Annotated in this window: 18 protein-coding genes; 5 read left to right on the top strand and 13 right to left on the bottom strand. The window is 43.7% G+C overall.

The genetic code is table 11. The features are described from left to right. Positions 1-15 precede the first annotated feature (15 nt). From RID09_RS16515 to RID09_RS16535, 5 genes are all read right to left on the bottom strand, one after another. Complete coding sequence (locus RID09_RS16515) at positions 16-468, bottom strand: nitrate reductase associated protein (RefSeq protein WP_446337016.1); 453 nt, start codon at positions 466-468, stop codon at positions 16-18. A 180-nt stretch (positions 469-648) separates the two neighbouring features. Continuing rightward, entirely contained in the window at positions 649-1,116 is a 468-nt protein-coding gene (locus tag RID09_RS16520; protein WP_446337017.1) for a phosphate-starvation-inducible PsiE family protein, read from the bottom strand. A 344-nt stretch (positions 1,117-1,460) separates the two neighbouring features. After that, a complete protein-coding gene (locus tag RID09_RS16525) occupies positions 1,461-2,003 on the bottom strand; it encodes an ATP-binding protein (protein ID WP_446337018.1) in 543 nt (180 codons plus the stop codon). 493 nt (positions 2,004-2,496) lie between these two features. Then, on the bottom strand, positions 2,497-7,434 hold the full coding sequence (locus RID09_RS16530) for a WD40 domain-containing protein (RefSeq protein ID WP_446337019.1): 4,938 nt from the start codon (positions 7,432-7,434) through the stop codon (positions 2,497-2,499). Continuing rightward, positions 7,431-8,846 carry an ATP-binding protein gene (locus RID09_RS16535; protein WP_446337020.1) on the bottom strand — a complete coding sequence of 472 codons (1,416 nt, stop codon included), beginning with the start codon at positions 8,844-8,846 and terminating at the stop codon, positions 7,431-7,433. Before RID09_RS16535 ends, RID09_RS16530 begins: the two co-directional genes overlap by 4 nt. Before the next feature lie 428 nt (positions 8,847-9,274). Between RID09_RS16535 and RID09_RS16540 the strand changes: the two genes are divergently transcribed. Further along, a complete protein-coding gene (locus RID09_RS16540) occupies positions 9,275-11,503 on the top strand; it encodes a peptidoglycan-binding protein (RefSeq protein WP_446337021.1) in 2,229 nt (742 codons plus the stop codon). A gap of 38 nt (positions 11,504-11,541) precedes the next feature. Here RID09_RS16540 and RID09_RS16545 read toward each other — a convergent pair whose 3' ends face one another. Both RID09_RS16545 and RID09_RS16550 read right to left on the bottom strand, forming a co-directional pair. Then, complete coding sequence (locus RID09_RS16545) at positions 11,542-13,380, bottom strand: ATP-binding protein (RefSeq protein ID WP_446337022.1); 1,839 nt, start codon at positions 13,378-13,380, stop codon at positions 11,542-11,544. Between the two features lie 998 nt (positions 13,381-14,378). After that, entirely contained in the window at positions 14,379-15,692 is a 1,314-nt protein-coding gene (locus RID09_RS16550) for a tetratricopeptide repeat protein (protein ID WP_446337023.1), read from the bottom strand. A 304-nt stretch (positions 15,693-15,996) separates the two neighbouring features. Between RID09_RS16550 and RID09_RS16555 the strand changes: the two genes are divergently transcribed. Beyond that, positions 15,997-16,203, top strand: coding sequence for a hypothetical protein (locus RID09_RS16555; protein ID WP_446337024.1), 207 nt, complete (start codon positions 15,997-15,999; stop codon positions 16,201-16,203). Between the two features lie 284 nt (positions 16,204-16,487). Beyond that, a complete protein-coding gene (locus RID09_RS16560) occupies positions 16,488-16,946 on the top strand; it encodes a dTDP-4-dehydrorhamnose 3,5-epimerase (protein ID WP_446337025.1) in 459 nt (152 codons plus the stop codon). 250 nt (positions 16,947-17,196) lie between these two features. Here RID09_RS16560 and RID09_RS16565 read toward each other — a convergent pair whose 3' ends face one another. Then, on the bottom strand, positions 17,197-18,570 hold the full coding sequence (locus tag RID09_RS16565) for a cytochrome P450 (RefSeq protein WP_446337026.1): 1,374 nt from the start codon (positions 18,568-18,570) through the stop codon (positions 17,197-17,199). A gap of 131 nt (positions 18,571-18,701) precedes the next feature. Between RID09_RS16565 and RID09_RS16570 the strand changes: the two genes are divergently transcribed. Together RID09_RS16570 and RID09_RS16575 are read left to right on the top strand one after the other, a co-directional pair. Next, a complete protein-coding gene (locus RID09_RS16570; RefSeq protein ID WP_446337027.1) occupies positions 18,702-19,328 on the top strand; it encodes a restriction endonuclease subunit R in 627 nt (208 codons plus the stop codon). 46 nt (positions 19,329-19,374) lie between these two features. After that, the gene (locus tag RID09_RS16575; RefSeq protein ID WP_446337028.1) at positions 19,375-19,653 is read left to right on the top strand and encodes a hypothetical protein; all 279 of its coding nucleotides are present in this window, start codon (positions 19,375-19,377) and stop codon (positions 19,651-19,653) included. An 88-nt stretch (positions 19,654-19,741) separates the two neighbouring features. Here the strand turns inward: RID09_RS16575 and RID09_RS16580 are convergent, their stop codons facing one another. The 5 genes from RID09_RS16580 to RID09_RS16600 form a co-directional block, all read right to left on the bottom strand. Next, the gene (locus tag RID09_RS16580; protein ID WP_446337029.1) at positions 19,742-20,545 is read right to left on the bottom strand and encodes a M48 family metallopeptidase; all 804 of its coding nucleotides are present in this window, start codon (positions 20,543-20,545) and stop codon (positions 19,742-19,744) included. A gap of 37 nt (positions 20,546-20,582) precedes the next feature. Then, positions 20,583-21,194 carry an REP-associated tyrosine transposase gene (locus RID09_RS16585; protein WP_446337030.1) on the bottom strand — a complete coding sequence of 204 codons (612 nt, stop codon included), beginning with the start codon at positions 21,192-21,194 and terminating at the stop codon, positions 20,583-20,585. Positions 21,195-21,272: 78 nt separating this feature from the next. Continuing rightward, positions 21,273-21,971, bottom strand: a complete 699-nt coding sequence (locus RID09_RS16590; protein ID WP_446337031.1) for a TIGR00266 family protein — start codon at positions 21,969-21,971, stop codon at positions 21,273-21,275. A gap of 90 nt (positions 21,972-22,061) precedes the next feature. Further along, positions 22,062-22,739: a TIGR00266 family protein gene (locus RID09_RS16595; protein ID WP_446337032.1), complete on the bottom strand. Its 678-nt coding sequence runs from the start codon at positions 22,737-22,739 to the stop codon at positions 22,062-22,064. Between the two features lie 24 nt (positions 22,740-22,763). Beyond that, positions 22,764-23,426: a TIGR00266 family protein gene (locus RID09_RS16600; protein WP_446337033.1), complete on the bottom strand. Its 663-nt coding sequence runs from the start codon at positions 23,424-23,426 to the stop codon at positions 22,764-22,766. Positions 23,427-23,458: the final 32 nt, after the last annotated feature.

A 23,458-nucleotide genomic window follows, 5' to 3' on the forward strand; every position in this document is an offset into this window, starting at 1 on the left:
TCTACGACGATCTACTTAGATGATCTTAAACTCTTTGAGTGCAGGCAAAAAGTTTCGGTTTTCATGACTAGGGCGCGTCAGTTTAATTAGGGCAAAGCGCTGGGCGGGAGTTAGGGCTTCCCACTGCTCAAGCGTGAGGGAAACATCAAATTCTTGGGCTTTAGTTTGAACATCGGATGGAATTGTCGCTGCTTCCATCCAAGCTGGATTGGGTTCGATAGCAAGTTCTGAAGCGGGTTGACCTGTATAGTTTGTTACCAAGTCTTGTAAGTACTGCCGATAGACTTGGCTTTCGGGGGCTGTGGTTGCGGGCATTTCCACTAACGTCTGACGTTCTTGCTGGGTAAATTGATGCCAGTGGGCTAATTTAAGTTTAACGCCACAGGTGTCTAATTTCATTCGCACCTGCATAGGGATGCAGCGTAAGGAATCGACGAAATCTTTTTCAAATTGGAAGAAGTGAGTCATAGTAGGGGAGAAGCTTATGCGCCCAGATTGTTCAGCTTTACGGCTAAATTTTACTCGCAAATGCTTCGCCCAGTCAAACGTCAAACGTCAAAATGGATTTATCTGGTGGGATAACCGATAATCTATCCACCAAACCCGTCCTTAATCACCCCTACTACCTCAACTAGAAAAGCCGTTTTACTAATGATTGTTTCTCGGTGCGGTGCGGCGAATAAGCCAATAACTAATGGAGAGTGATAGAATAGCTAGGGCTAAACCAATAATTTCGATACCTTCTGTTTTTTCGAGGTTGAGAATGATAATTTTACGGGCGACAGCAATTAGGGAAGTGACGATAACGAGTTCAACTTGAACAACGTGCTTGCGGAGATAGGCAGTAATATTTTCTAGAATTTCCAGCGCAATCAGAATATTTAAGAATAGCCCAAAAACTTCAAACAAGCTTTCATTAAAGAAACCCACTGGTTCAACCAGCAGTTGTTTGGAGAGAACGATAATCAAATCGAACATTGCCACCAAGATGACGGCAATCATCACCAGAGACAAAATCTTGGAGACAATGCCCTCAACCTGTTCAATGGCGCCCAGAAATGTGTTGTCCCTACAATTATCTTTCAAGAGAAGGAGTAATTTTTTTAATCGCTGCATTTTTCTCTAGGAGTCACCCTGCCAAAACCATAATATCATTGATGGAGTAGTACAAGACGATTCTAAGCTGTTCGACATTTAAACCTTAATGTCAACAACTGCTCTCATCGTTGTCATGCTAGCATCTTGCTCGCTACCCATTTCCAATTTCTATCATGTCCGGTCAAACACCCCGAATAAAAGCGTCTGAAACCCTTGTTATTAAAGCATTGTAATTACGGGGAATCGTCAGGACATGATATTACAGCGATTTTCAAGTTAGTAGACTACAGCCCATAATTGAGCACAGAAGTAACGTGCCAAAAATAAATCTGGGGACTCTACATGAGCAAAGTATTTTTTAGCTAAAGTTCTTTCAGCTTGGCATCTAAATCAAAGGGTTGTCCATAATCCCAAATTTTCATATCTAAACGATGATTGGATACAGTGATTTCCAATTCAACAGGAGTCGATTTTGATAAGCCTTTGTGGGCGTGACGAACAACATTGGTAAACGCCTCGACTAGGGCAATTTGACCTAACTGCCAAACTTGTTGGGGAATGGGTAAATGCTGGATCTGTCCATACCAATCTAAAATTTGCTCTACGGCATTGAGGTCGCTATTGACAGTAAGCTTGAGGTTCCGATAACGAGACTTGATTCGTTTTTTTCTAAAGTAATTTCCCAGAATCAACGTCAGCCGCCTGCAAAAACAAAGTAACCTGGCGAACAGATTTTTCTGGTGGCATTTCGGTAATATTTTAACGGGTTCTTGTTCATAGACTTTGCTGATAAACAAACAATTTTTATTGTCTTGGGTGCGGGTATACCTGATATCGTCGGCGATCTGGGAAATGATTTTTATGCCCATTCCGCCTTCAGGGAGTTGCTCTATGGTATTTGGCATAAGAAAAGTCCCCTCATGGAAAGAAACTATTTTTTAGTATCCAGGATTTGTAGGTAGTGCATTGTGATAGATAGATTGACAGTAACGTGATAATTTCCGTTGGTCTGAGTAATTAGCTGCACACCACTAATGTAACTTGAATCACATTAATACGGTTAATGGCATCAAGTTCGCTCATTTTCTCTCTTGTTAGTGTTTCAGTCGCATCGATGACTGAACTTATTGTCCAGAGTAGCTTTTAGACTCAGGACAAGAGGGTAGAAGTAACAGACCCACTAAAATTTCCCTTGCCGCCCCTGTCTGTCTTGTTTAGAGGTGTTTGGAGGCGGTTGGTATGATGCAGGAGTAGCCTCTATGTGAAAGTTAGAGTAATAACCTTAATATATTCTAAATGATCTATGCGATCGCGCCCAGTAATTGGTCTAATTATAAATTGAGCGGTTGAGACAAGCGGGGGAAACGCTACTGCCTTTCGAGGGTGCGGTTCACCCCTTTACTCTTGAGTGTCGATACCCTGACACCGAGGGGGTTCTGGATTAGTCACGCTGTCAGCATCGCGTTGTTTCATCTTTCGGTTCGTCTTAATATAGTCCTCCAGCCAATTGCAACCGTATATCAGTAGTTCATCTAATTGATCTAATTTGTGGAGTTCTTTTAAATCCCACAAAATTATAGTATTGTCCGCACTGGCTAATGCTAAGGTTTGACCATCAGGAGAAAAACTCACGCCTCTAATTCCATCCCGATGTCCGGTCAGAGTTCTGATGAAAGTCCCATCCAGGTTCCAGAGTTTCACGGTTTTATCATCACTGGCTGTGGCGATGGTTTGACCATCCGGTGAGAAAGTGACGCTACGAACCTGATCCTGATGTCCTTCAAGCGTCTTAATTAGTTCTCCTTCTATTGTCCAAAGTTTCGCCGTATTGTCCTCACTGGCTGTAGCGATGATTTGACCATCTGGTGAGAATGCCACACTCCGAACCCAACTTTTGTGTCCGTTATCTCCTGTGAGTGTCCTAATCAAGCTGCCATCAGGCTTCCAGAGATTTACAGTTGTGTCATCACTGGCTGAGGCAATAATTTGACCATCGGGACTAAACGTCACATCCCTTACCCAGTCGCGATGATCTTTGAGTAAGGTTTTTCGCCACACACCGTCGAATCTCCAGAGTGTAACAGTATTATCTCGACTGGCTGTAGCAATCGTCTTGCCGTCGGGAGAGAAACTGACACCAAATACTTGATCAGGATGCCATAGAGTCCATTGAAGTTTACCATCGCCCGTCCAAAGTTTCACGGTTTGGTCATAACTTGCGGTGGCGATGGTTTGACCATCTCGGGAAAAACTCACATCTAAAACCTCTTTAGTGTGGTTTTTGGGAAGTTCTCGCAGTCTATAGTTTGGTGTATTACTTCCATCGGTTGAAGAATCCTTTTCCCATAGTTTTACCGTTCCATCTTCACTGGCTGAGGCAATCCTCTGACCATCAGGGCTAAAGCTTACATTCCAGACTTTACCGATATGTCCGTTGAGGGTTTTTTGGAAAATTCTGTCACCCAGTTGCCAGAGTTTTAATGAGTGATCCGCACTGGCTGAGACTAGGCGATTTTCAGATAAAAAACTCACATCATAAACACCATTGCTATGGCCGGTTAGGGTTGTTTGCAATTGCCCATTTTCCACGTTCCATATTTTAACTGTATTATCTTGACTCGCTGTCGCCAGGGTTTTACCATTGGGGCTAAAACTGAGGCTTGATACTGAATCTCTATGCCCCTTAAGGCTTCTCACAAAGTCATCCTCAAGTGACCAAAGTTTAACTGTGCCATCCCGACTGGCTGTGGCAATTATTTGACCATCAGGGCTGAAAGTGACTGCCCAAACTATATCTGAATGTTCTTTAAATTTCCTATTAGGAATGGTTTCAAATTTTCCCTCAGCCGTGCGTTGCCAGAGTTTCACGGTATTATCCCGACTCGCTGTGGCTATAACCTTACCATTGGGGGAAAAACTGACGCTATTAACACCGTTTTCATGACCTTCAAGTGTTTGAATCCAGCGACCTTCTAAGTCCCACAATTTGACAGTATTGTCTTGACTGGCTGTGGCAACGATTTTGTCGGTGGGGGAAAAGCTGACATGATAGACGCCTTTGTCATGTCCCTTGATAGTTTGGTAGGGGGAGGTTTCAAAGCCACCTTTACCATTCGCTTTCCATAATTTAACTGTATTATCAAAGCTAGCTGTAGCTAGTATCTGACCGTCTGGTGAAAAACTCACGCCCAATACTCTATCAGAATGGGCTTTAATTGGCGGCATTAATAATGTTCCATTTGGCTTCCATAGTCTTACAGTTCCGTCATAACTGGCTGAGGCAATGGTTTGACCGTCCTTTGAGACACTTATATCCCAAATAAGACCTTCGTGTCCTTCTAAGCGATTACGTTCTTCTAACCAGAAAATAGACTGTTGTAGTGCGGCTACAACTTGAGAATAAATTTGCTTATTGGTAAGTAACTTACTTTTTTGCCTCAATTGGGTCCCAGCATTAATCGCTTCGATTAAAGACTCAAATCGTTGACCTGACACAAATAGGGCTTCTGATGTCTTAATTCTGGCTAAAATTTGGTTTTTTTCTGCTTCTTGCCGATGAGATTCTGATGTTAACCAATTGGATTTTGCTTCTTGCCTACGGACTTCTGCTTCTTGCCAAAGAATTCCTGTTGAAATTGTCAATATAAATAAAGTAATACCTGCGGTTACTGCTGCAAAAACTTGCCGTTTCCGAAATGAAATTAACTTTTCTTGACTCAAAGTATTTTTAATTTCATCTAATAAGTTAATTCCTCTGGGTTTCCGAATAAAATAGGCTAAATAATCATGAACAATTTGATAGCGGATGCCATGAATATCAGCAAGTTTAAAAACTAAACCTGATTTAATAAAAATATCTAAGACCAAACTCAATTGTTGGGAGTCTCCCGCCTTTAATTGGTCAGGTTTGACAGCAAGATCCGCTGCTAAGGCTTTTAACTGTGCCTCCAAATCAGCACGACTTTTGAGGGGGCGAGGTTTTTTCCCTTGGGTGAGTAAGTACAAGACTAATTCAGCCGTTCGTTGATTTTCAGAGCCGCAATCTTTAATCACTTCTGCCAAATAGCGCTGCACCAGTTTATCCTTCGGACCCCGTTCTTGATACTCAACCAGGGTAGTAATTCCTTCCGTTTGCATTTGTGCGCCGACTACTTGCAACTCAATGGGACGCACTTCTCCTGAGCGGCTGGCTAAATCCTCCACGATTGCATCAACCAAAGCGGGTTCCAAAGGAAACTGAGAACCGTCAGTCAAATGTTTAATAACATTCTTGGCGTCTTTCTGTGAAAACTTGCCTAAGTGATAGAGAATATTTTTGTTGAGAATATCATTCTGGATGGCGGCTAGATGGGATAAGTGATTGCCAATGAGCAAATAATGGAGATAATCCTCTCGTATGGAAAGGATAACCTTGACAAAGGGAATATCTAGGCATTTACCAAAAAACTCAAAAAATTCTTGTTTTTGCTCCGATTCGGTGCAAACAAAGAAAAATTCCTCGAACTGGTCAAAAATTAGAACAGTTCGCAGGTTGTGATGTTCATTTTGAGTCAGTTGTTCAATGACAGTAGCTGCTGAATCGGGTATAGCGGATAAGATAGTTCCTCGTTTCTCAAGCGCTTTAAAGAGTGACTTACTCAAATCCTTAACCCAATTCGTATAAACGCGCAGTGGAACGGGCAAGATATCGCGAGTATCAGTACCAAGAGTCTGATACCTCAGAGTTGGCAGTAAACCCGCATTGATCAGGGAACTTTTGCCGACTCCCGATTGACCATAAATCACTGTCAGCTTATGCTGAGGACTGATAATTCTAGCAACCAAGCGTTTGATATCATTTTCTCGACCGGACGCCAAAATCTCTCTAGCTACAGTCTCCCGATGCTCTGATTTCGTGAAGGATAAATTTCTCTGTCGTCGGGATTGTAAACGTCCCGCACCCACAAAGGCTCGGAAATTAAATTGTTGTTCGATGGAGCGCCGACATTGTTTAACGTCAAAGGCTTCGAGATAATGGTGTTGTTGATAGTATAGATTTCGCAACTCATTCAAAATCTGAATATAAAGTAGCGGATTATTTTCCGGTTCAGCTTTTTTGGCTGTTTCTAGAGTTGCGATCGCGTCCTGAACCTCTCCCAACTGCTGCTGCGCTCGTGCTAAGAGTAAAAGATACCAACTCTGATGCTGTGCCTCCGTCGTAGCGTCTGAGAGTTGCAACGCTTTTTCCACGAAAGCCTTTGCCTTGCTTCCATGGTGCTGGTACAATGCTACTTCGGCTAAAAAGCCATAATTTTGAGCTAATAGCGCCGGATTACCATTCTTTTCATGCAAGGGTTGGGCTTTTTTGGCAAGTTTTTGTAACTCATCCCAATTTTCCAAGCGTCGCCATACTTCACCAAGCTGACCAACAAACTTAGCCACTAAATCAAGACGCCCCACCTGCTCAAAACAATCAATGCATTGCTGAAAATAAAACAAGGCTTTGTGCCAATGGCTAGAACTTTTAGGTTTATATAACTCGGCTTTACGGCAATAACATAACCCAATGTGAAACAGTAGCGCTCCCTCTTTTTCTCTTAATGTTGGCGTTTGGGGTGGTGATTCCCAAGCTAATTTTTGCCAAAAGTCAAGGCTATGCTGATAGTATGCCAAGGCTCCATCAATTTCATCCTGGACATAAGCCTCTAGACCCAACACAAAGTCTAGACTAGTTTGCAGCGTTTTTGGTATGTCTCTACCTTGATTTTTTAACTCCTGCACAGCGGCGTTAATTTCCCAACTCAAACCCCTGCCTAAGATAGCATCATTGGCTAAAAATGGGCTTGCACCAAAGTCTAAAACCTTTATAAATAAAGTATTGGCTTTCTGTTGTAGCTCATCGAGCAGCGTTTCCGGCGGGTATTTCAACACCGTGCGCTTCGCCCAACTCTCAATATCTGGAACTAACCGAATCAGCTTCCGCACGATTTCATCATTAACCCAAATCACCAGAGGGAAAGGACAGTTTTTGCGAAATTCTTCCCGTACTTGATTCATTGAAGTGAGCAGGCGATCGAGGTGGTAAACAGATTCCAACCCTACTATCATTAACGCTGATGGTGTTTGGGTTTCCTGTTCCTTTTGAATTGTGGAGTAGAGTCTCTGGGTAGACGCATGAAGCATAAGTTCTGTGATCGGTACAGAGCAGATGTCTTTAAGCTGCTGCATTGATCGCTCTCGCAGGCTAATGTAGTTACAGTGAACCAACATTAAGGAAAATTGCCCCTCAGACATCGCGATCGCCCAGGCAAGTTCTTGAATTGATTTCTGGTTATCGCTCCTCGAAGATGGGTTCATGATTTGAATTCCTCAGCTTCGGCTAAAATTGGATTGATCACAAACCAAGACCCTTGGCGATCGCGATATTCATAGACGAACATACTGCGAATCAGTTGTTCGTATCCCTCATCGCCCGTGACTTTTTTCTCATCAGCCACTCGACGCAATAATGCCCATTCACTCTTATCAACAGCTAACTTCAGAGCATTTTTATAGTCTAAAATTACCTCTTCTAAGCTGTTGCGGGAGATGGGTAATCCCATTTCTTTTTGGATGGCATTATTAAGCAACCGTAGCAAATTGCGGACATGACCCCCACTAATCCGACAGAGGCGATCTAATGTTTCAGGTGTATCAAAAATCTCTGTCATTTGATGGAGACGTTGCTCCGCCTCTAAATCAGGAAACGCTCTGGCTAGCACCATCTGTCGTAGTAGTGCCATTCCTTGTTCGCATTCACTACCATCGCGCAACTGAACCCATACCATGGGTAATACAGTTGGATTCTTAAACCGTTGAGTCAAAGGAGCAAATTCATTAGAGAACCTCAACGCCAAGGGCATGGTATATATTAGATGACAATTTAAACTGCGTAACTGCTCTCCTCGGTCTACAAATAAGTATTCTTGCTGATTACGTCCCCAGGGTTTAGCCGAACTGTCAATTCGGTCAAGATTATCAACAATAACTACTAGCCCTTTTTTACCATCGTCTTTAAGTCTCTTAATTCCAGGTTCGATGAGTTCCGAGTTAATTGCCTCTAATATTCCATTGGTGCGCGGTTCTAAATATCCCCTTAATTTATTCCGAAACTCTGGACTAGCTTTTGCCCTCGCGGTAATCTTGCCAATTAAGGGAGCCACAAACGATAATCCCTCTTCCTTGCTCACTTTAACTTCACCGATTCCAGGAATGCCAACATTAACCGAAAAATCTCCGGCGGTACTAGCCGCCACATTACCCAACCCCGGAACCGAAGTGTCAGCCGTCAGCTCAATTTCGGTTTGCAACAGCTTCGCCACTTGTTTAAGAATAACTTGAGGATTGTGGGAACGGTTCTGTTCAACCCTATCCAAGCTTTCACTCACCCGCGCCGCGATCGCCAGTAAAATATCGCTGACATCCACGTCTGCCATTTCTAAATTGTGAGAGGATTCAAAATAGACAATATGAAATCCTTCTCGCTCTAACTGGGCTTTGAGTTGTAGTAACTCGGTGGATTTACCACAGCCAACGTGTCCAGTAAAGAGTTGGCAAGTCGGTGTATCAGGAGACCAAAATGCAATTTGATTGCTTAATTCTTTGATTACATGTCCCCCGCGCACAGGAGAGAAATCAATATAATAGTTTTGATCCTTAGCGGTATTATCCACAAATAAGGTTTTATCGGGATTAGTGGCTTGGAAAAATTCTCGTAAATCTAATGTCATGCCATACCCATTCTACTAGTGACATTGCTAGCTATTCTCAAACAGAAGCAGCTAACGTACTGTAAATAACAGATACCGTAAATGCAACTTTAAATAACTCTCTAGGACTGTTATACTTCCTGATTCTATTTTAATCGGGAAAATTTGACTTCGGTGTCATGAATATTTATACAATTCTTCATAATAGAGGGATCTTTTGCTTCTAATCAGCTATCTTAAAAAAAAATTAACTGAAAAAATCCTCAGTTTACTCAAGGCATTAATAACGTTTACTGATTTAAATTTTTGTAACGATATCCTCAACCTGGCTTCTGCTGTTGAAGTTTTATGACTGCTAAGTGAGCTGACTCGACTGACGCTCTAGGGGGTAGCCCTTGTCAAAGTTCCTAGTATAGGATAGCGAAGAATGCGCTAAACAATAGAGAACAATGGAAAATTCTGCCTCCATTCATTTGGCGGTCACTGATGAAGCATTGGCAACCTCCGAACCCCAATCCCCCGCCAGTTCAAGGTTATTCATCCCCGAACTCGACTCGAAAAAGCGCTTGAGTGCGGCTTGGATTCCCTTTATCTTCCTGACTATGGCGCTGTTCATTGTTAGCCTAGCCCGTCCCGTTTTAGCACTGCGGAAAGGAACGAGTGGGGCTGAGGTGACCAATCTTCAGAAAACCCTGCAAGCAGAGGGTTACTTTAATGGACCGATTACGGGTTACTATGGACCCTTAACCGAAGCCGCCGTCATCCAATTTCAAAAAGCCAATGGACTCAACCCCGATGGTATCGTGGGGGCGAATACCACCGCCACATTAAAGTCCGACTCAGCCGCACCGACTAATTCGAGTATTGATTCCCAAACACCAACACCCCTAGAGTTGGATTCACCCACGCCAGAACCCGAGAAACCCCTAGTATCCGCCCGACCCAATTTTATTCTCCAGCGAGGCGATCGCAATCCTCAAGTCACCTCTCTACAGCGAAATTTACAAGTGGCTGGCTACTTTAGTGGACCCATTACCGGCTACTACGGCTCAACCACCCAAGACGCCGTGATTCAACTGCAAAAAGCCCACGGATTAACCGTCGATGGTATTGCCGGTTCTCAAACCCGTGCTGCACTTGAATCGAAGCCGATTTCATCCTCCTCACAAACTCCCCCATCTACTGAGGTTACAGAGGATCGAATTGGATTCGCTAATCCTGGTTTAGTCCTCAAGCGAGGGAGTCGCAATTCAGACGTGACGGCGCTACAGAGAAGCTTAAAAGAACAGGGGTATTACGATGGACCGCTCACAGGTTATTATGGCAACTTAACTGAGACAGCCGTGATTCAATTTCAGAAAGCCAAAGGATTAAACGTAGATGGTATGGTGGGTTCTAGCACCAAAGCCGCATTAGAATTGCCATCTCCTGCGGTAACACCATCCCCGATTGAGTCTCCGACTGCACAGTTGAATCAAGACTCGTTCTCTACACCAGAGGAAAACTCTGACGATACTCCCTTTAATCAAGACTCATTCATCGAACCGGAAGAAAATTACGACACGAGTCTCTCGAATCAAGATTCGTTCTCTACACCGACGGAAAATTCTGATAACAGTCCCTTTAATCAGGACTCCTTTACTAACGAAGACAGCGAAAAAAAAAAGGACAATGAGCAACGTCAGTCCAGCCAGATGACGCTCAAACACACCATTTCTGGCAAAATTTCCCCCAAATCCATCGTGCATTCAGGTCGGGGGTTATTTTTTGCCCAGAACATGATGTACAGCCATACGATTACGGTTTACGACCGCCAGTATAACTTAGTCAAAACCATTGCCGATGCCGTAAATTTGCAGAAATACGGGCATTCAAAGGGGAATGGAACCTATAAAGGCTCTCCCGTTGAAGCGGCATTTTCTGATAATGGGCAATATGCTTGGGTGTCTAACTACCAAATGTATGGTTCAGGGTTTAATAAGCCAGGAAGTGATAAATGTGATCCTTCCCAAAAAACAGACAATAGTTTTTTGTATCGCATCAATACTGATAATTTAGAAATTGACCAAGTGATTGAAGTCGGATCTGTGCCTAAATTTGTCGCCACTAGCCCCGATAATCGGTTAGTTCTTGTTAGTAATTGGTGTAGTTGGGATTTAAGCGTTGTCGATAGTCAGCAAAATCAGGAAGTTCGGCGGATTAAATTGGGTCGATATCCCCGGGGAATTGTCGTTGATAGGGCGTCTCAAAAAGCGTATGTGGCGGTGATGGGGTCTTATGATATTGCTGTTGTCGATCTCAACGATTTCTCACTCGACTGGATCAAAAACATTGGTAATTCGCCGCGTCATTTAACCATTGATCCAGCCGATCAGTATCTCTACGCCACCTTAAATGGGGAAGGAACGGTGGCTAAAATTGATTTAGCTACAGGTAAAGTTTTACGCAAAGTTGCCACCGGGAATGCACCGCGCAGTATGGATATATCCGATGATGGTCAATTTATGTATGTGGTGAATTACCACTCGAATACGATGAGTAAGGTTCGCACTAGCGACATGTCAATTCAGCAAACGGTGAACACCAAGGCTAATCCTATTGGCATTACCTATGATCCAGAAACGAATCAGGTTTGGGTGGCTTGTTATTCAGGTGCGATTATGGTGTTTCAGGATTAGAAGAAACATGGACAAGGTGAGGTATATGTCTTGAATATTTAAGCGGATATTGCCATCTCTTGTTCTGTTTGAATGGGTAGCATAATCACAAATTCAGTTCCTTTCCCTGGTTCAGAGGTGACTTCAATTTTACCCTGGTGCTTTTTCACAATCTGGTAACAAATTGCTAATCCCATCCCTGTCCCTTTGCCAACAGACTTGGTGGTGAAAAAGGGATCGAATATGCGGTCTTTAATTTCTCCTGGAATCGCTGCACCGTTGTTCCAAATTGCCACGCGAATCCAACGATTATTGATGGTTTCGCTACGAATGACGATTGTCGGGATGGCTTTACCTTGAATGTCTTCTAAAGCATCAATGGCATTGCTGATAATATTGATAAAAACTTGATTAAGTTGAGCCGGGTAACAATCAATTCTTGGTAATTGACTGTACTTTTTGACGATGTTAATATTTGGCTGGATACGATGACCGACAAGCAAGAGGGTGTTCTCTAGTCCGTCATGAATATCTGCCTGTTTCAACTGTGCTTCATCCAGACGACAGAAGTTCCGTAATGATAAGACAACTTCCTGGATTCGTTCAGCCCCCATTTTTAAGGACGACAGCATTTTCGGCATATCGGCGATGAGAAAATCTAAATCCATCGCTTCGCTTTGTTCTTGAATCGCTGCATTAGGCTGAGGATATTCTTGCCGATAAAGTTCTAGTAGGTTCAGTAAGTCATTAATTGATCGCTTAGCATAATCTAGATTACCGTAGATAAAGTTAATTGGATTATTAATTTCATGGGCAATCCCGGCTACCATTTGTCCTAAACTGGACATTTTTTCACTTTGAATCAGTTGGGTTTGGGTTTGTTGGAGTTCTTTAAGCGCTTGGGTCAATTCTTGCGTCCGTTCCTCGACGCGCTGTTCTAAGGTTTGACGCGCTAGTTGCAGTTCTTGAGTTGAGTCATCTACCCACTGGACAAGCTGATTTAGGGATGTGGCTAAGGAACCGACTTCATCGTTGGTGGTAACGGGAGTGCGAATCTCTAGATTGGATTCTTTGACGATCGCACTAGCTACTTGAGTTACTGTTTCGATAGGATACGCGATCGCACGGCTGGTAATAGTGGCTAGGAGTACGGCGATACCGACTGATAGTAGTAAACTAATAACGATGATTTGTAGGCGTAGGGCTTCTGCTTGTGCCAGTTTTTGATCTGCCTGAGACTGTTGCGTTTCAGCTTTAGTTTTGGCATCCTCTACATGGTGGGATAGGTGATCGAATTGAGCCATCACTTGACTGGTAGAGGGGTGATGGAGTGCCTTTAAAAGTTCTTGTTGAATGACAGAAACGTCCTCTGACTTCAAGTTCTCCGATTCACTGATCTGCCAGAGTGATTCAATCACCTGATTGTAGGCGTCTATATTCGCTTCATACTCCTTAACAAGATGATGTAATTCAGCCGTATTAATGTCCAAGTCATGGGGATATGCTTGGATGAACGTATCTAACGAAAAGAGTAGGCGTTTCATCCGCTCCACATCGGCTAAAAACTGAGTCTTTTGGGCGTCAACTTGGCTAGGGTTAACCGATGCAGCCAATAGTGCTTGGGGATGCGATCGCACAGCAAAGGTGGCATTTTCCAGGTTGCTGAGGAGATGCTGCTGCTGATCGGCAACCCGTTCTTGTTGTTGGGCTTGTTCTTGGTAATAATTACCTAGAATTAATCCTCCTGTTGTTCCCAGAATGGATATGCCGATCGCTAAGGCGTAGCCGTAACCAATTTTCTGAGATATGCTGAGGTTGCGAATGCCTTCTTTAATCCAGGTTAAAGGAACAATCTTTGATAAACGCTGGTTTAGATTTAATGGGTTTTGCTGACTCATTAAAGCCTTGTTTTGGGATACGGGGGGATATCGGGAATGGGAAAAAAGCATAAGATAAGCCAATAAGTGAGATAGATTGTGATTTTTTAAGGAAAAATGATTCATGATTTTAGAGAAAGACTTGAATTAAGCCGTTGGTGTCATTGTTGACGATAGGAGTTAAATATGGTGACAATTGGTAGATATAAGTTTAGTTAGTAGCTTTTTATCCTGGTTCATTAACTTCTTACAGCCTCTATCTATTAATTGTAGGAAGAAAATGATGAAATTTTTAACAAGTTTTCATTTAAAATTACCCAAACAAATAAAGTTCTGGTAAAGATTGGAGAGGGAAGTGGTAAAAAGCGATTCTGTTTAAGAGCTATCAATGGATGGAGTGGACTGACAGTAGGAGTTAGAGAGACAATGACAGGGTTATCGAAGACTGAGCGAATCCTAAAGTAATATAAAGATATTTAAGCAAAATAGTCAATGGGTTAAGAAATATTGAAAACTTCCGGATGGGACTGGAAGTAGCCTCGACACCCAGTCTTTTTGGGGGTGAAGGAAGGAAGGAATAGGTAGCACATTACTGCGGTGATTTGGATCATCCTAATTAGGTAAATTATTGGTATGGGTAGCATCTTGCTCCCTGGAATTGATATGAATTTATACCTAAAGAAGGCTGAGATAATTATTTAACCCCTGAAGCCAATTTGTAGTGGTATGGCATACCTAATTTGATGGATTAGCCGCACGCTTTTGTCGTTTCTCCCTCATCCCCTAACCCCCCTTTGAAGGAGCGGGGGGAGCGGGGGGAGCTGGGGGAGCTGGGGGAGCTGGGGGAGCTGGGGGAGCTGGGGGAGCTGGGGGAGCTGGGGGAGCTGGGGGAGCGTCAAAACCTTTGATATACCGTAGGGTGGGCATTGCCCACCAGCCTTAAGGAGCGTGCTATTCATATTAAGTTATGTAAATCGCCCTCAAACCCTTACATAAGACGTAGTTTGCTTCTCACCTACTTACTCTATACCCAGCAAAGGTTCTAGCAGCTTGCGTTCTTCAATGGGTAGGCTAAACAAAACACGCTTATTGCCTTTTGTTTCCTTATAGCGAACAGCAGTATCGAGAAGACGGAGAGGGATTTGGAATTCAGGATAATCACTCGCCAATTCTCGCCACACCTCCAGCCAGGTTTGTGCGGCTTTGTCGCTAACCATTTCTGACATTAGTGTGGGAACGCTTTTCACAAGCCCCTGTCCTAATGTAGAAATAACCTGGTGTTTGTGGTAAAGTTCGATGAGGGTTTTGATGCGCGATCGCCATATCTCCACATTGTTACTGCTGTTGAACAAGATGTGGGTAATTAACTTGGCATCATCTGCATCAGCTTCATTGTCAAGGGTAAAACGTTGGAATGCGTTCTCTAGTGCAGCAATTCCTTCATCCCAGCGATTTAATCCCAAAATGGCAATAGCACGATTCAAGAAAACACAGGAGTTTTGATACCCCAGTTCAATTGCTTTGTCACAGGATACCAAGGCTTCCTCGTAGCGATTCAGGTTATCTAGCAGCCCACCTCGTAGTTTCCAAGCTTGTGCATCATTAGGGTTAAGCTCAATTGCGTGGTCAAAAGATACCAACACTTCCTCATAGCGTTTAAGATTGCTCAAGCACAATCCCCGTTTGCACCAATCCTCTGCTTGACCGCGAATTGTCACCAGTTTCTCGGTTAGTTCTAAAGCAGTAACATAATCTTCCTTCTCAAAACAATTCTCATACTCCTGCAAACAGGCGGCGATGCGAGGATTTTCATCTTCATTGTCCATCGCTTGGAGTGCATAAAGAATATATTCTCGTTCTAGAACAGCATCAGAGGGGAGGGGTTTTAGGCGTTGTTGATACTGGAGATCATCATCTGTTAATCCTAATCGCTGTAACAATTCTTCCTTCGTATACCAAATCCGTAAAAAATCGACAAATAACTGTATCGGTTCCCCCCGTTGCTTCTTCACCTCCAGACAAAAGCGCATCAACGGTTCCCGCATTTCATAAAAAGACTCCCGCCCGATCGCGTCAGATGTGACATACCCTTTCTCTCGCAAATCCTTAAGCTGACTGGATGTGGTTTGATGCGTCAGAAAACAGCGCTGGGCAATTTCTTTGACTGGAACCCCATGGCGGCGATCGCATAAAAATTCCACAATCTTCCGTTGCTGCGGCGACAGAGACGCCATCCGCGCCTGATAATAGGGCGTCAAATCATCCAGCATCCGCATAAACGGTTCCACTAATTTATCCAGAGACTGGCGGGTTAGGAACTCTGAGAAAATCACATAAACCCGGTGATTTCCCCCAGCCAGATGATGAACCGCCTGGATGCGATCGCGTCCCCTTGACTGTCGGATAACTGTATCGCTTCCTCAACCGTTAAATCTTCTAAGTGATCAATGTGGAAAAACCCATAAAACGGAGATTGAGAGCGTGCTATCCTTACCCTATAAGCAGTTGAGCGCCCCTAGCTGGAACTAGAGACGCTCTCGATTGCTTACAAATTCAGTTGAGCGACTGGCTGACACCAGTGACGCTCTTTAATTTGTTTACTCGTCGTTTATGGTCTCGAAAGACCAAAGGATTCTTATGTCCAATAATAACAAAGAACAGGTCATCCTAGTTACAGCGACTTCCCCTGAGCCGCCTCTACCCCCTGAATCCGGGAATATCAGTTCCCTGATGGTGTATGGCGGAATAGCGGTTGCGGTAATTCTGGCAATGGCGTATTTCTCTCAAATTCAGCTTAAGTCAATTGCTGAGTTACTCAAAACGGTAAACAAGCCAAGGAAATAGGTCAAACTGTCTTACTGTTCCCCTCTTGCTCCCCTCTTGCTCCCCTCTCCCAAGGTTGGGAGAGGGGCTGGGGGTGAGGGCTGGCTTGGGAGAGGGGCTGGGGGTGAGGGCTATAGCGTCACCGACAGATGGTGGTTCAACGGTAAAGCCAGCTTGTGCGATCGCGCGCGTAAGACCCAAACGCCGAATATCATGATTTTGCACACTTTGTCAATTTAGTAACAAAAGTTTAATATAGTTACCCTCTACTCTAGAAATAGAGATAAAAAAGAGGGATAGTAATCATGGGTTTAATCAACAACATCGAAGTTCGTCCCTTGGAATCGGTGAAAGGGGGGACAGTCGATTTTTACACCCCCCAATCGAGTGACGAAACCATGCTGGTGCAGATTCCACCTGCTACCATGGAAGACCTATTTGTTCACCGATTTCAAACCGATCAACTTTTAGTGGTGCGGGGAAGTGTTGTGCTGGTGGTGCTAAGAAATCGCCAGTATGAATATATTCCTCTAATTGACACCCAGCCAACAGTGGTAAAAATCCCGCCCGGTATTCTTCATAGTGCAATTAATCTCAGTTCCGAAACTTGTGTGGTAGTGAATGCTGTCTTGCGTCACGGTACACCCCATGAACGGGATTATCAACCGATCAAACCACCGTTCCCTTACGATTTAGAATTAGCTAAAGCTAAGTTAAGAGAAGTTAATTGTTCGGCTAACAGCCAATTATTACCAGTAGGTTAATTAAAAGGTTGCTCAATTCAGCCGGGAATTATTAACAGATTGGATTAAACCATCACAGGTGTTTTCTGAGTCCGAAACTGCGTGACTTTCATCCGCATTGTTGGCGGAGGAGCAACAGTTAAACCTCGACGAGTTGGCTTGAGCGAACGCTGATCTGCCAAGGTTAGTTCACAGCTAGATATAATCTTTGCTAACATCTCCTGGGTAGCAGAACGGACATAAAAATGATATGTCAGTTTTAGCGAAGGAGCTAAACAATCGCTGGGGCTTTCTGTTGCCGACGTTGCTTGAGAACCATTCGCAGGTTGCCAGGAGGCGCGATCGTTAAACCTCGACGCATCGGTTTCACCGGACGATTATCGGTTAGTGCGAGTTCAAATTGTGACAAAATAGTCGCCAGCACCAGCTTCATTTCCAATAGTGCCAATGCTGAACCAATACAGCGGCGGTTACTTCCACCAAAGGGAAAATACTCGTAAGGGGAATATTGCCGTTCTAGAAAACGTTCTGGTTTAAACTGCTTTGGTTCGGGATAGATATCTTCCCGATGATGGACTAAATAAATAGAAGGCATAAATGCTGTACCCGCTTCAAATTGATATCCGATGATTTCCATAGGTGACTTGAGAATCCGAATGAAGGTACTTGGAGCAATGGGATAAATTCGCAGGGTTTCTTGACAGACGGCTGTCAGATAGGGAAGCCGAGAAATTGCCATTGGATCACCCTCTGCATCCAACGTTTCTAATTCCTCAAGCAATTTCTGACGCACATCTGGCAGATAATGAATCCAATACAACGCCCAAACCAGTGCAGAAGCCGTAGTTTCATGACCGGCAATCAGAAGAGTCATTAACTGATCATGTAATTCCTCATCCGTCATCGGCTCACCCGCTTCATCTCGCGCCCATAGGAGTAATGTTAAGATATCTGTGCCAGACCCATCACCTTGCTCCCGACGTTCGCGAATCTCATCAAAAATCAACTGTTTGATCTGCTGCTTTAACTGCAAAAAATGCCCCCATGGACTCCACGAACCCCAATCCTGTCGCAACCAAGGGAAAAACAGCAGAGTGGAACTGAGGGGAGAGTCAAAGGATGCTAGGAGGGTACTCAGCAGATGTCTAAGTTTGATGTAACGTTCTCCGTGATCCAAGCCAAACACGGCTTGTAAAATCACCCGCAGGGTAATCTCTTGGGTATAGGTACGAATGATCAACGGTTGACCCACTGTCCATTCTGCCGTTACCGTTTCCGTAATATCGCAAATAAGCTGACTATACTCTCGCAAGCGATCGCCATGAAAGGGAGGCATCAGCAGGCGGCGTTGGCGCTGATGGGGTTCACCATCTAACATCAGCAGTGAGTTATCCCCGACTAAATAGCGTAATACCCCATTTCCTCGACCCGATTCAAATAACTCTGGATCAGCCGTAAAGATCTCTTTAATTGCCTGGGGATTGCTGACATAGACAAAGGGAGGAGCCTTATCCCCGCCAATTTTGAACATATCTCCATACCGTTGAGCATAATCCTCTAGGTAGTCCAAGGGACGAAAAATCAGCTTAATTATCCGGAAAATTCTGAGAAATCGGGGTGTGCGCGGACCTGTGAGTGGTTTCATGGGGTTTTGCTCTTAGCGGCTACTCTTTTTATCTTGCCTAATTTTTCCCGATACGTTGCTCTAAAATTATCAAATTAAGTTATTCTACTTATATCTTAGGCAACCGCTAGGACAAGTCAAGAGCGGCACCAATGACTCAAACTGTTCAGGCTTCCACTATCCAAATCGATGAATTAGAATCGAGTTTTGGTTTACAAGAAATCGTCGATCATCAATTTTTTCGGGAATGGCAAGATAATTTACCAGAAATTGGTGCATGGGAAAAAGAATCATTAGATAGACTGAAAGCCGGATATCTGAATTTACTCAAGAAACCTCCATTCGCCGAAAATGCGATCAGAATGGCGGTTCTTCATCCCTTGCTATTCATCGCTGGATTTTATCTATCGCCGTTTACTGTAAAACCGGAAAAATCAATCACCATTGCTTTAAACGATGGAGATGGCTTAATTATCGAAGGACGCATTGATGTTTTAGTTTTTAAAGAGCAGTTTTGGTTAATGGTAATTGAAACGAAACGGGCAGGAATTAGTTTAGAAGCGGGAATTGCTCAACTCTTGGCTTATATGCGAGGAACACCTAATCCGGAAAAACCTGTATTTGGTCTGTTAACAAATGGGGGTCATTTCGTGTTTGCCAAATTGGTTCACGGAGAAACCCCTCAGTACGCTTTATCAGATGAGTTTGTGCTGCGCCGACGGGAGAATGAGTTATATCGTGTCTTAATCATCCTGAAACATTTGGCTCAATTAATTTAACCCGTTAGACTGAAATCAGGTATACCTTACCCACCCGACGTAAAATATGATCAGAATTACACTTGAACTTTCATCCGAAGTGGAAGCGAAACTAAGGGAAAGCCTTGTCCGTCATGACGCTACAGAGATGCGCCAATTATTAGCTGAAGCTTTTTCTCCCACAGTGGAAAGGTTGCTAAAGCAAGCATCCGAACCATCACCATCAAATGATGAGTTTGAGTTCATCGCCGATCAGTTAGCGGAGGAATTTGCCGCTTGTGTTGGATCTGATGCACCAATGTTATCTGATTATGCTGTGAGTCGTGCAGGTATTTATTCAAATTGATGTACTTTGAATTAAATATCATAAACCCGATCAATATCTTTTTCTTAATCTAAACCATCAACTTTAATTTTGTCCGACTACTCATTGTTCATTTCAACGTTTTTGGTAAAGGCGATCGCGTCCCTATTTCATACCCCCGCTTTTCAATCAAACGCTCCAACTCTTCCACCCGCTTTTTGGGTGCTGGATGGGTTGACACAAAGGCAAAATTAGCTCCCGGTTTCTCACTCATTCGCTCAAAAAAGTCTGTGGCTCCCGCGACATGTCCGTAAGTGTCATCTAATAACATTAAGCCAAACGCATCCGCTTCCTTTTCCTGAGACTGAGAATACTGCGATCGCGCAATTGTCTCCACCGCCGCCGAAGCGACTGATTGCAAGGCTCCCACGTCCCCAATAAAATAGGCTAAGGCTACCCGTACCACCAAGACTCGTCCTAAACCCCGCAGGTGATCTCGGTGAGCAAAATGACCCAATTCATGGGCTAATACCATCATCAATTCATTCTCAGACTCTGCTTGTTCCAGTAAACCCTGATAAATGACAATAGCATCTCCGGGTAACGCCATAGCATTCACCGTAGACTCTGGCAAATACAGCACCTGATAATCCCGCCTGTTTTGCTGTTCGGCGGGAAGTTCCTGTTCCAAACGATCTAATAATTGGTTCAGGGTATCTTGAGTCGGGGACGGTTTAGCTTGTTTCTCATAAACTGGCACAATTACCGCACCCAATTTTTGCTCCACACTGGGCGGAATCATCCCAATTAAACCATTTACCAGAAGATTTAATAGCCAGAGAACAGCCACAATAAATCCAATAAATAGCCCCAATAAAATTAGGAGTTGGCGATTACCCGGCGGGGGATTGCGATTTATTGGATCATTGGACATAGAAAATTCGTTCGTAGTAAGCGCTTTAGCGCTCTAATTAATGACCATCTTGCTCAAAATCATCCCAATCCTTACCGTAGTCACGCACAGGATATTCAATCCACGCATCTCTCAACCACTGGCGTCCGAAATTTTCTAAATACCAATGAACACTACTTTCACGCCAATCATAAGGAGATTGGCTCAAGCCATGTTTGACTGGATTGTAATGGATATAGTTTAAGGTAGCAAAATAATGTCGCTCTGATCGAATAGCGCGATCGCTATAACGATACCACACCTTACGACTGGTTACATTATCGTCCCGATTCCATTGATAAGAAGTACGACCATGTACTAAGCGAAATAAGCGACTCAACTCATCAAAATTAGTCAGAGGTACCAGGAGATGATAGTGATTTGGCAGAACAACCCAGGCGCGGATTTCCATCCCAGCAGTTACGAACGCATCAAATAGCAAATTGAGTAACTCTTGGCGGCGATATTCATCCTTAACATGGCACTTGTGTTCATAACAAGCTGCTGTTAAGAGATAAAATTCCTTGTCAGTCACAACATGGGGAGGCGCGTGAGGTGGATAACCACGAGACAAACGTTGCTGAACTAATTCAGCTCGTTGTGTGGGAGTTAGTTGGCGATATTCATACATAATATTCTGACTCGTATGTATGTGTATGTATGTAGTCGGCACTTTAGTGCCTAGAAGCGCTTTAGCGCTTACTACTAACTAATTATTACTCTTCGTCGGGCGGAAGGGATTTAAGAAATTAATCAAACTATAGAGTTCTCTCGACTGCACCCACAAACGCCCTTCTCCATTAAACCGACAAACTAATCCTTCCCCCCCTAAAAGTCCCGTTCTTAATCCACGAAACGATAAACCGCCCAACATTTCTACGTTGTAATTTAACGTATCTTCAAATGCCACAATGTAACTGGTATCTACCACATAATCCCCAGCCACGGGAATTTCTATAATCGCCCCATAAGAACTAAACCAAATATCCCCTGTCCCAGTTGCCCGAATTAAAAACAATGATTCGCCACTAAAAAAGCCTTTAAACCCTTGAAACTTGGTATCTATCTCTACCGTGGGACTGGCGGCGACAAATCCAGAGGATTGAATCATTAAGCCATTCCCTTGCAAGTAATAATGACAAATATCTCCCGGTACTCCGGGCGAAACATACAACTCTCCTGATTTGCCTTCAGCGGTAAACTCACTAATAAAAAAAGACTCACCACTCACCATTCGCCCAAGTCCTTTCATTAAGCCACCCTTAGCCCTGGACTTCATTTTTATACAAGTATCCATTGCTGCCATAGCACCGGATTCAACTAAAACCGTTTCATTGGTTTTCAAGTTAAGAACCAAAGAAGCATAAGACGGTGAATGCTCTATTTTATAGGAGATTTGATGACTCATGATAATTTATCCTTGATTTATTTTTCCCACCACTTCAGTCCACTTACAGTTAAGTAAGGGACGATACTGAACTTAAATATTTTACTGTGTTCATCGCGGCGGTAGTTGAGAACCCACCTGATGACCAAAAGCACCAGGATTGTGAGTTTGGCAATAGAGGTTTCCTTGTCCTTTAAATCGACAAACCAGTCCTTCTCCGCCCAAAAAGGCACTCAGCAAACTCGATCCGGCTTTGGTAATATCAAAAGTCAGACTTTTTTCAAAAGCGACAATATGACCAGTGTCCACAACATATTCTCCATTGACAGGCACTTTATAAATTCCGCCAAATGAAGTTAACAACACAACCCCATAGCCGCTAAGACTCAACCAAAAAATGGATTCACCTGAAAACAGAGATTTAAACCCTTGAAAGCCGAGATCAATATCAACTCCTGACTCGCTAGCCAAATAGGATGTCGCCTGAACCACTAACTCTTTACCCTTCATCTCATAGAGGAGAAGATCACCCATAAGTTTAGGGGCGAGAAAGACTTCACCCCCCGCCCTTGGTGAACGGAAAACACTTAAAAATAGCGATTCCCCCGCCACCATTCGTTTGAGTCCGCCCAAAATACCGCCACCCTTTCCCTGGCGCAATGTGGTACTTGTATTAATGGAACCATTCATAGCAATCATGCAGCCAGCTTGCGCCACTAATTCTTCATTAGCGTCCAGAACAACACGCGCGATCGCACTATCTGGTTGATGCAACAGTTCAATATTCATTGTGGAAAAATTTGGAGTTTTATATTAACGCAATTTTGGTTGCAAATAGCTGACTAAACCACTAATACTGCGAGACTGGAGATAAATTTCTCCTGTACCCGTGAGTCGATTAATGAATCCTTCGCCAGAAGTCATTGAACCAAATAAACCGCCCGCCAAGCCAACATTCATGCGAATCGTCGGTTCATAAGCAACTAAATGACCCGTATCGACAATAAAATCACCGTTAACCCGCTTTTTCGTCAATCCACCATAGGCACCAAAAAATACCTTACCCTGACCCTTAACTTGAAGTTTGAATAACCCTTCTCCAGAAAACCAACTCTTCAAACCCGCCCACCGCACACTTAGTTTGACGCCAGAGGTATGGCAAATATAAGCACCGGGTTGAAAGCAAAAGGAACGTCCGCCCAAGTCCACACCAACAATGTCGCCAATGGTGGACTGAGTGAGAACTAAGGTTAAGGGTTGTTGCGTTTTATTATGAAATGTATTAACAAATAACGATTCTCCCCCAAAGAACTTTTTGAGTAAGCCTGAGATAAAACCACCCGAAAACTCCGTCTTCACGGTGAGTCTACCATCCATACTGGTCATCGCACCTGCTTGGGCTGTGATTCTGTCACCGGGATTGAGTGTCAGGAAAATAGCGGCAAATGCTGGCTTGTAGCGAATTTCATAGTCCACTGCCAAATCTCCTACAACGTAGAGATATTATT

The sequence above is a fragment of the Coleofasciculus sp. G1-WW12-02 genome (assembly GCF_040219735.1).
Lineage (GTDB): Bacteria > Cyanobacteriota > Cyanobacteriia > Cyanobacteriales > Coleofasciculaceae > Coleofasciculus.

Excerpts from the sequence above, each read along its gene's own strand:
- RID09_RS16520 (WP_446337017.1), bottom strand. The coding sequence starts at position 1,116 with ATGCAGCGATTAAAAAAATTACTCCTTCTCTTGAAAGATAATTGTAGG.
- RID09_RS16565 (WP_446337026.1), bottom strand. The coding sequence starts at position 18,570 with ATGAAACCACTCACAGGTCCGCGCACACCCCGATTTCTCAGAATTTTC.
- RID09_RS16575 (WP_446337028.1), top strand. The coding sequence starts at position 19,375 with ATGATCAGAATTACACTTGAACTTTCATCCGAAGTGGAAGCGAAACTA.
- RID09_RS16535 (WP_446337020.1), bottom strand. The coding sequence starts at position 8,846 with ATGACATTAGATTTACGAGAATTTTTCCAAGCCACTAATCCCGATAAA.
- RID09_RS16590 (WP_446337031.1), bottom strand. The coding sequence starts at position 21,971 with ATGAGTCATCAAATCTCCTATAAAATAGAGCATTCACCGTCTTATGCT.
- RID09_RS16585 (WP_446337030.1), bottom strand. The coding sequence starts at position 21,194 with ATGTATGAATATCGCCAACTAACTCCCACACAACGAGCTGAATTAGTT.
- RID09_RS16545 (WP_446337022.1), bottom strand. The coding sequence starts at position 13,380 with ATGAGTCAGCAAAACCCATTAAATCTAAACCAGCGTTTATCAAAGATT.
- RID09_RS16560 (WP_446337025.1), top strand. The coding sequence starts at position 16,488 with ATGGGTTTAATCAACAACATCGAAGTTCGTCCCTTGGAATCGGTGAAA.
- RID09_RS16540 (WP_446337021.1), top strand. The coding sequence starts at position 9,275 with ATGGAAAATTCTGCCTCCATTCATTTGGCGGTCACTGATGAAGCATTG.
- RID09_RS16525 (WP_446337018.1), bottom strand. The coding sequence starts at position 2,003 with ATGCCAAATACCATAGAGCAACTCCCTGAAGGCGGAATGGGCATAAAA.
- RID09_RS16555 (WP_446337024.1), top strand. The coding sequence starts at position 15,997 with ATGTCCAATAATAACAAAGAACAGGTCATCCTAGTTACAGCGACTTCC.
- RID09_RS16530 (WP_446337019.1), bottom strand. The coding sequence starts at position 7,434 with ATGAACCCATCTTCGAGGAGCGATAACCAGAAATCAATTCAAGAACTT.
- RID09_RS16595 (WP_446337032.1), bottom strand. The coding sequence starts at position 22,739 with ATGAATATTGAACTGTTGCATCAACCAGATAGTGCGATCGCGCGTGTT.
- RID09_RS16580 (WP_446337029.1), bottom strand. The coding sequence starts at position 20,545 with ATGTCCAATGATCCAATAAATCGCAATCCCCCGCCGGGTAATCGCCAA.
- RID09_RS16570 (WP_446337027.1), top strand. The coding sequence starts at position 18,702 with ATGACTCAAACTGTTCAGGCTTCCACTATCCAAATCGATGAATTAGAA.
- RID09_RS16515 (WP_446337016.1), bottom strand. The coding sequence starts at position 468 with ATGACTCACTTCTTCCAATTTGAAAAAGATTTCGTCGATTCCTTACGC.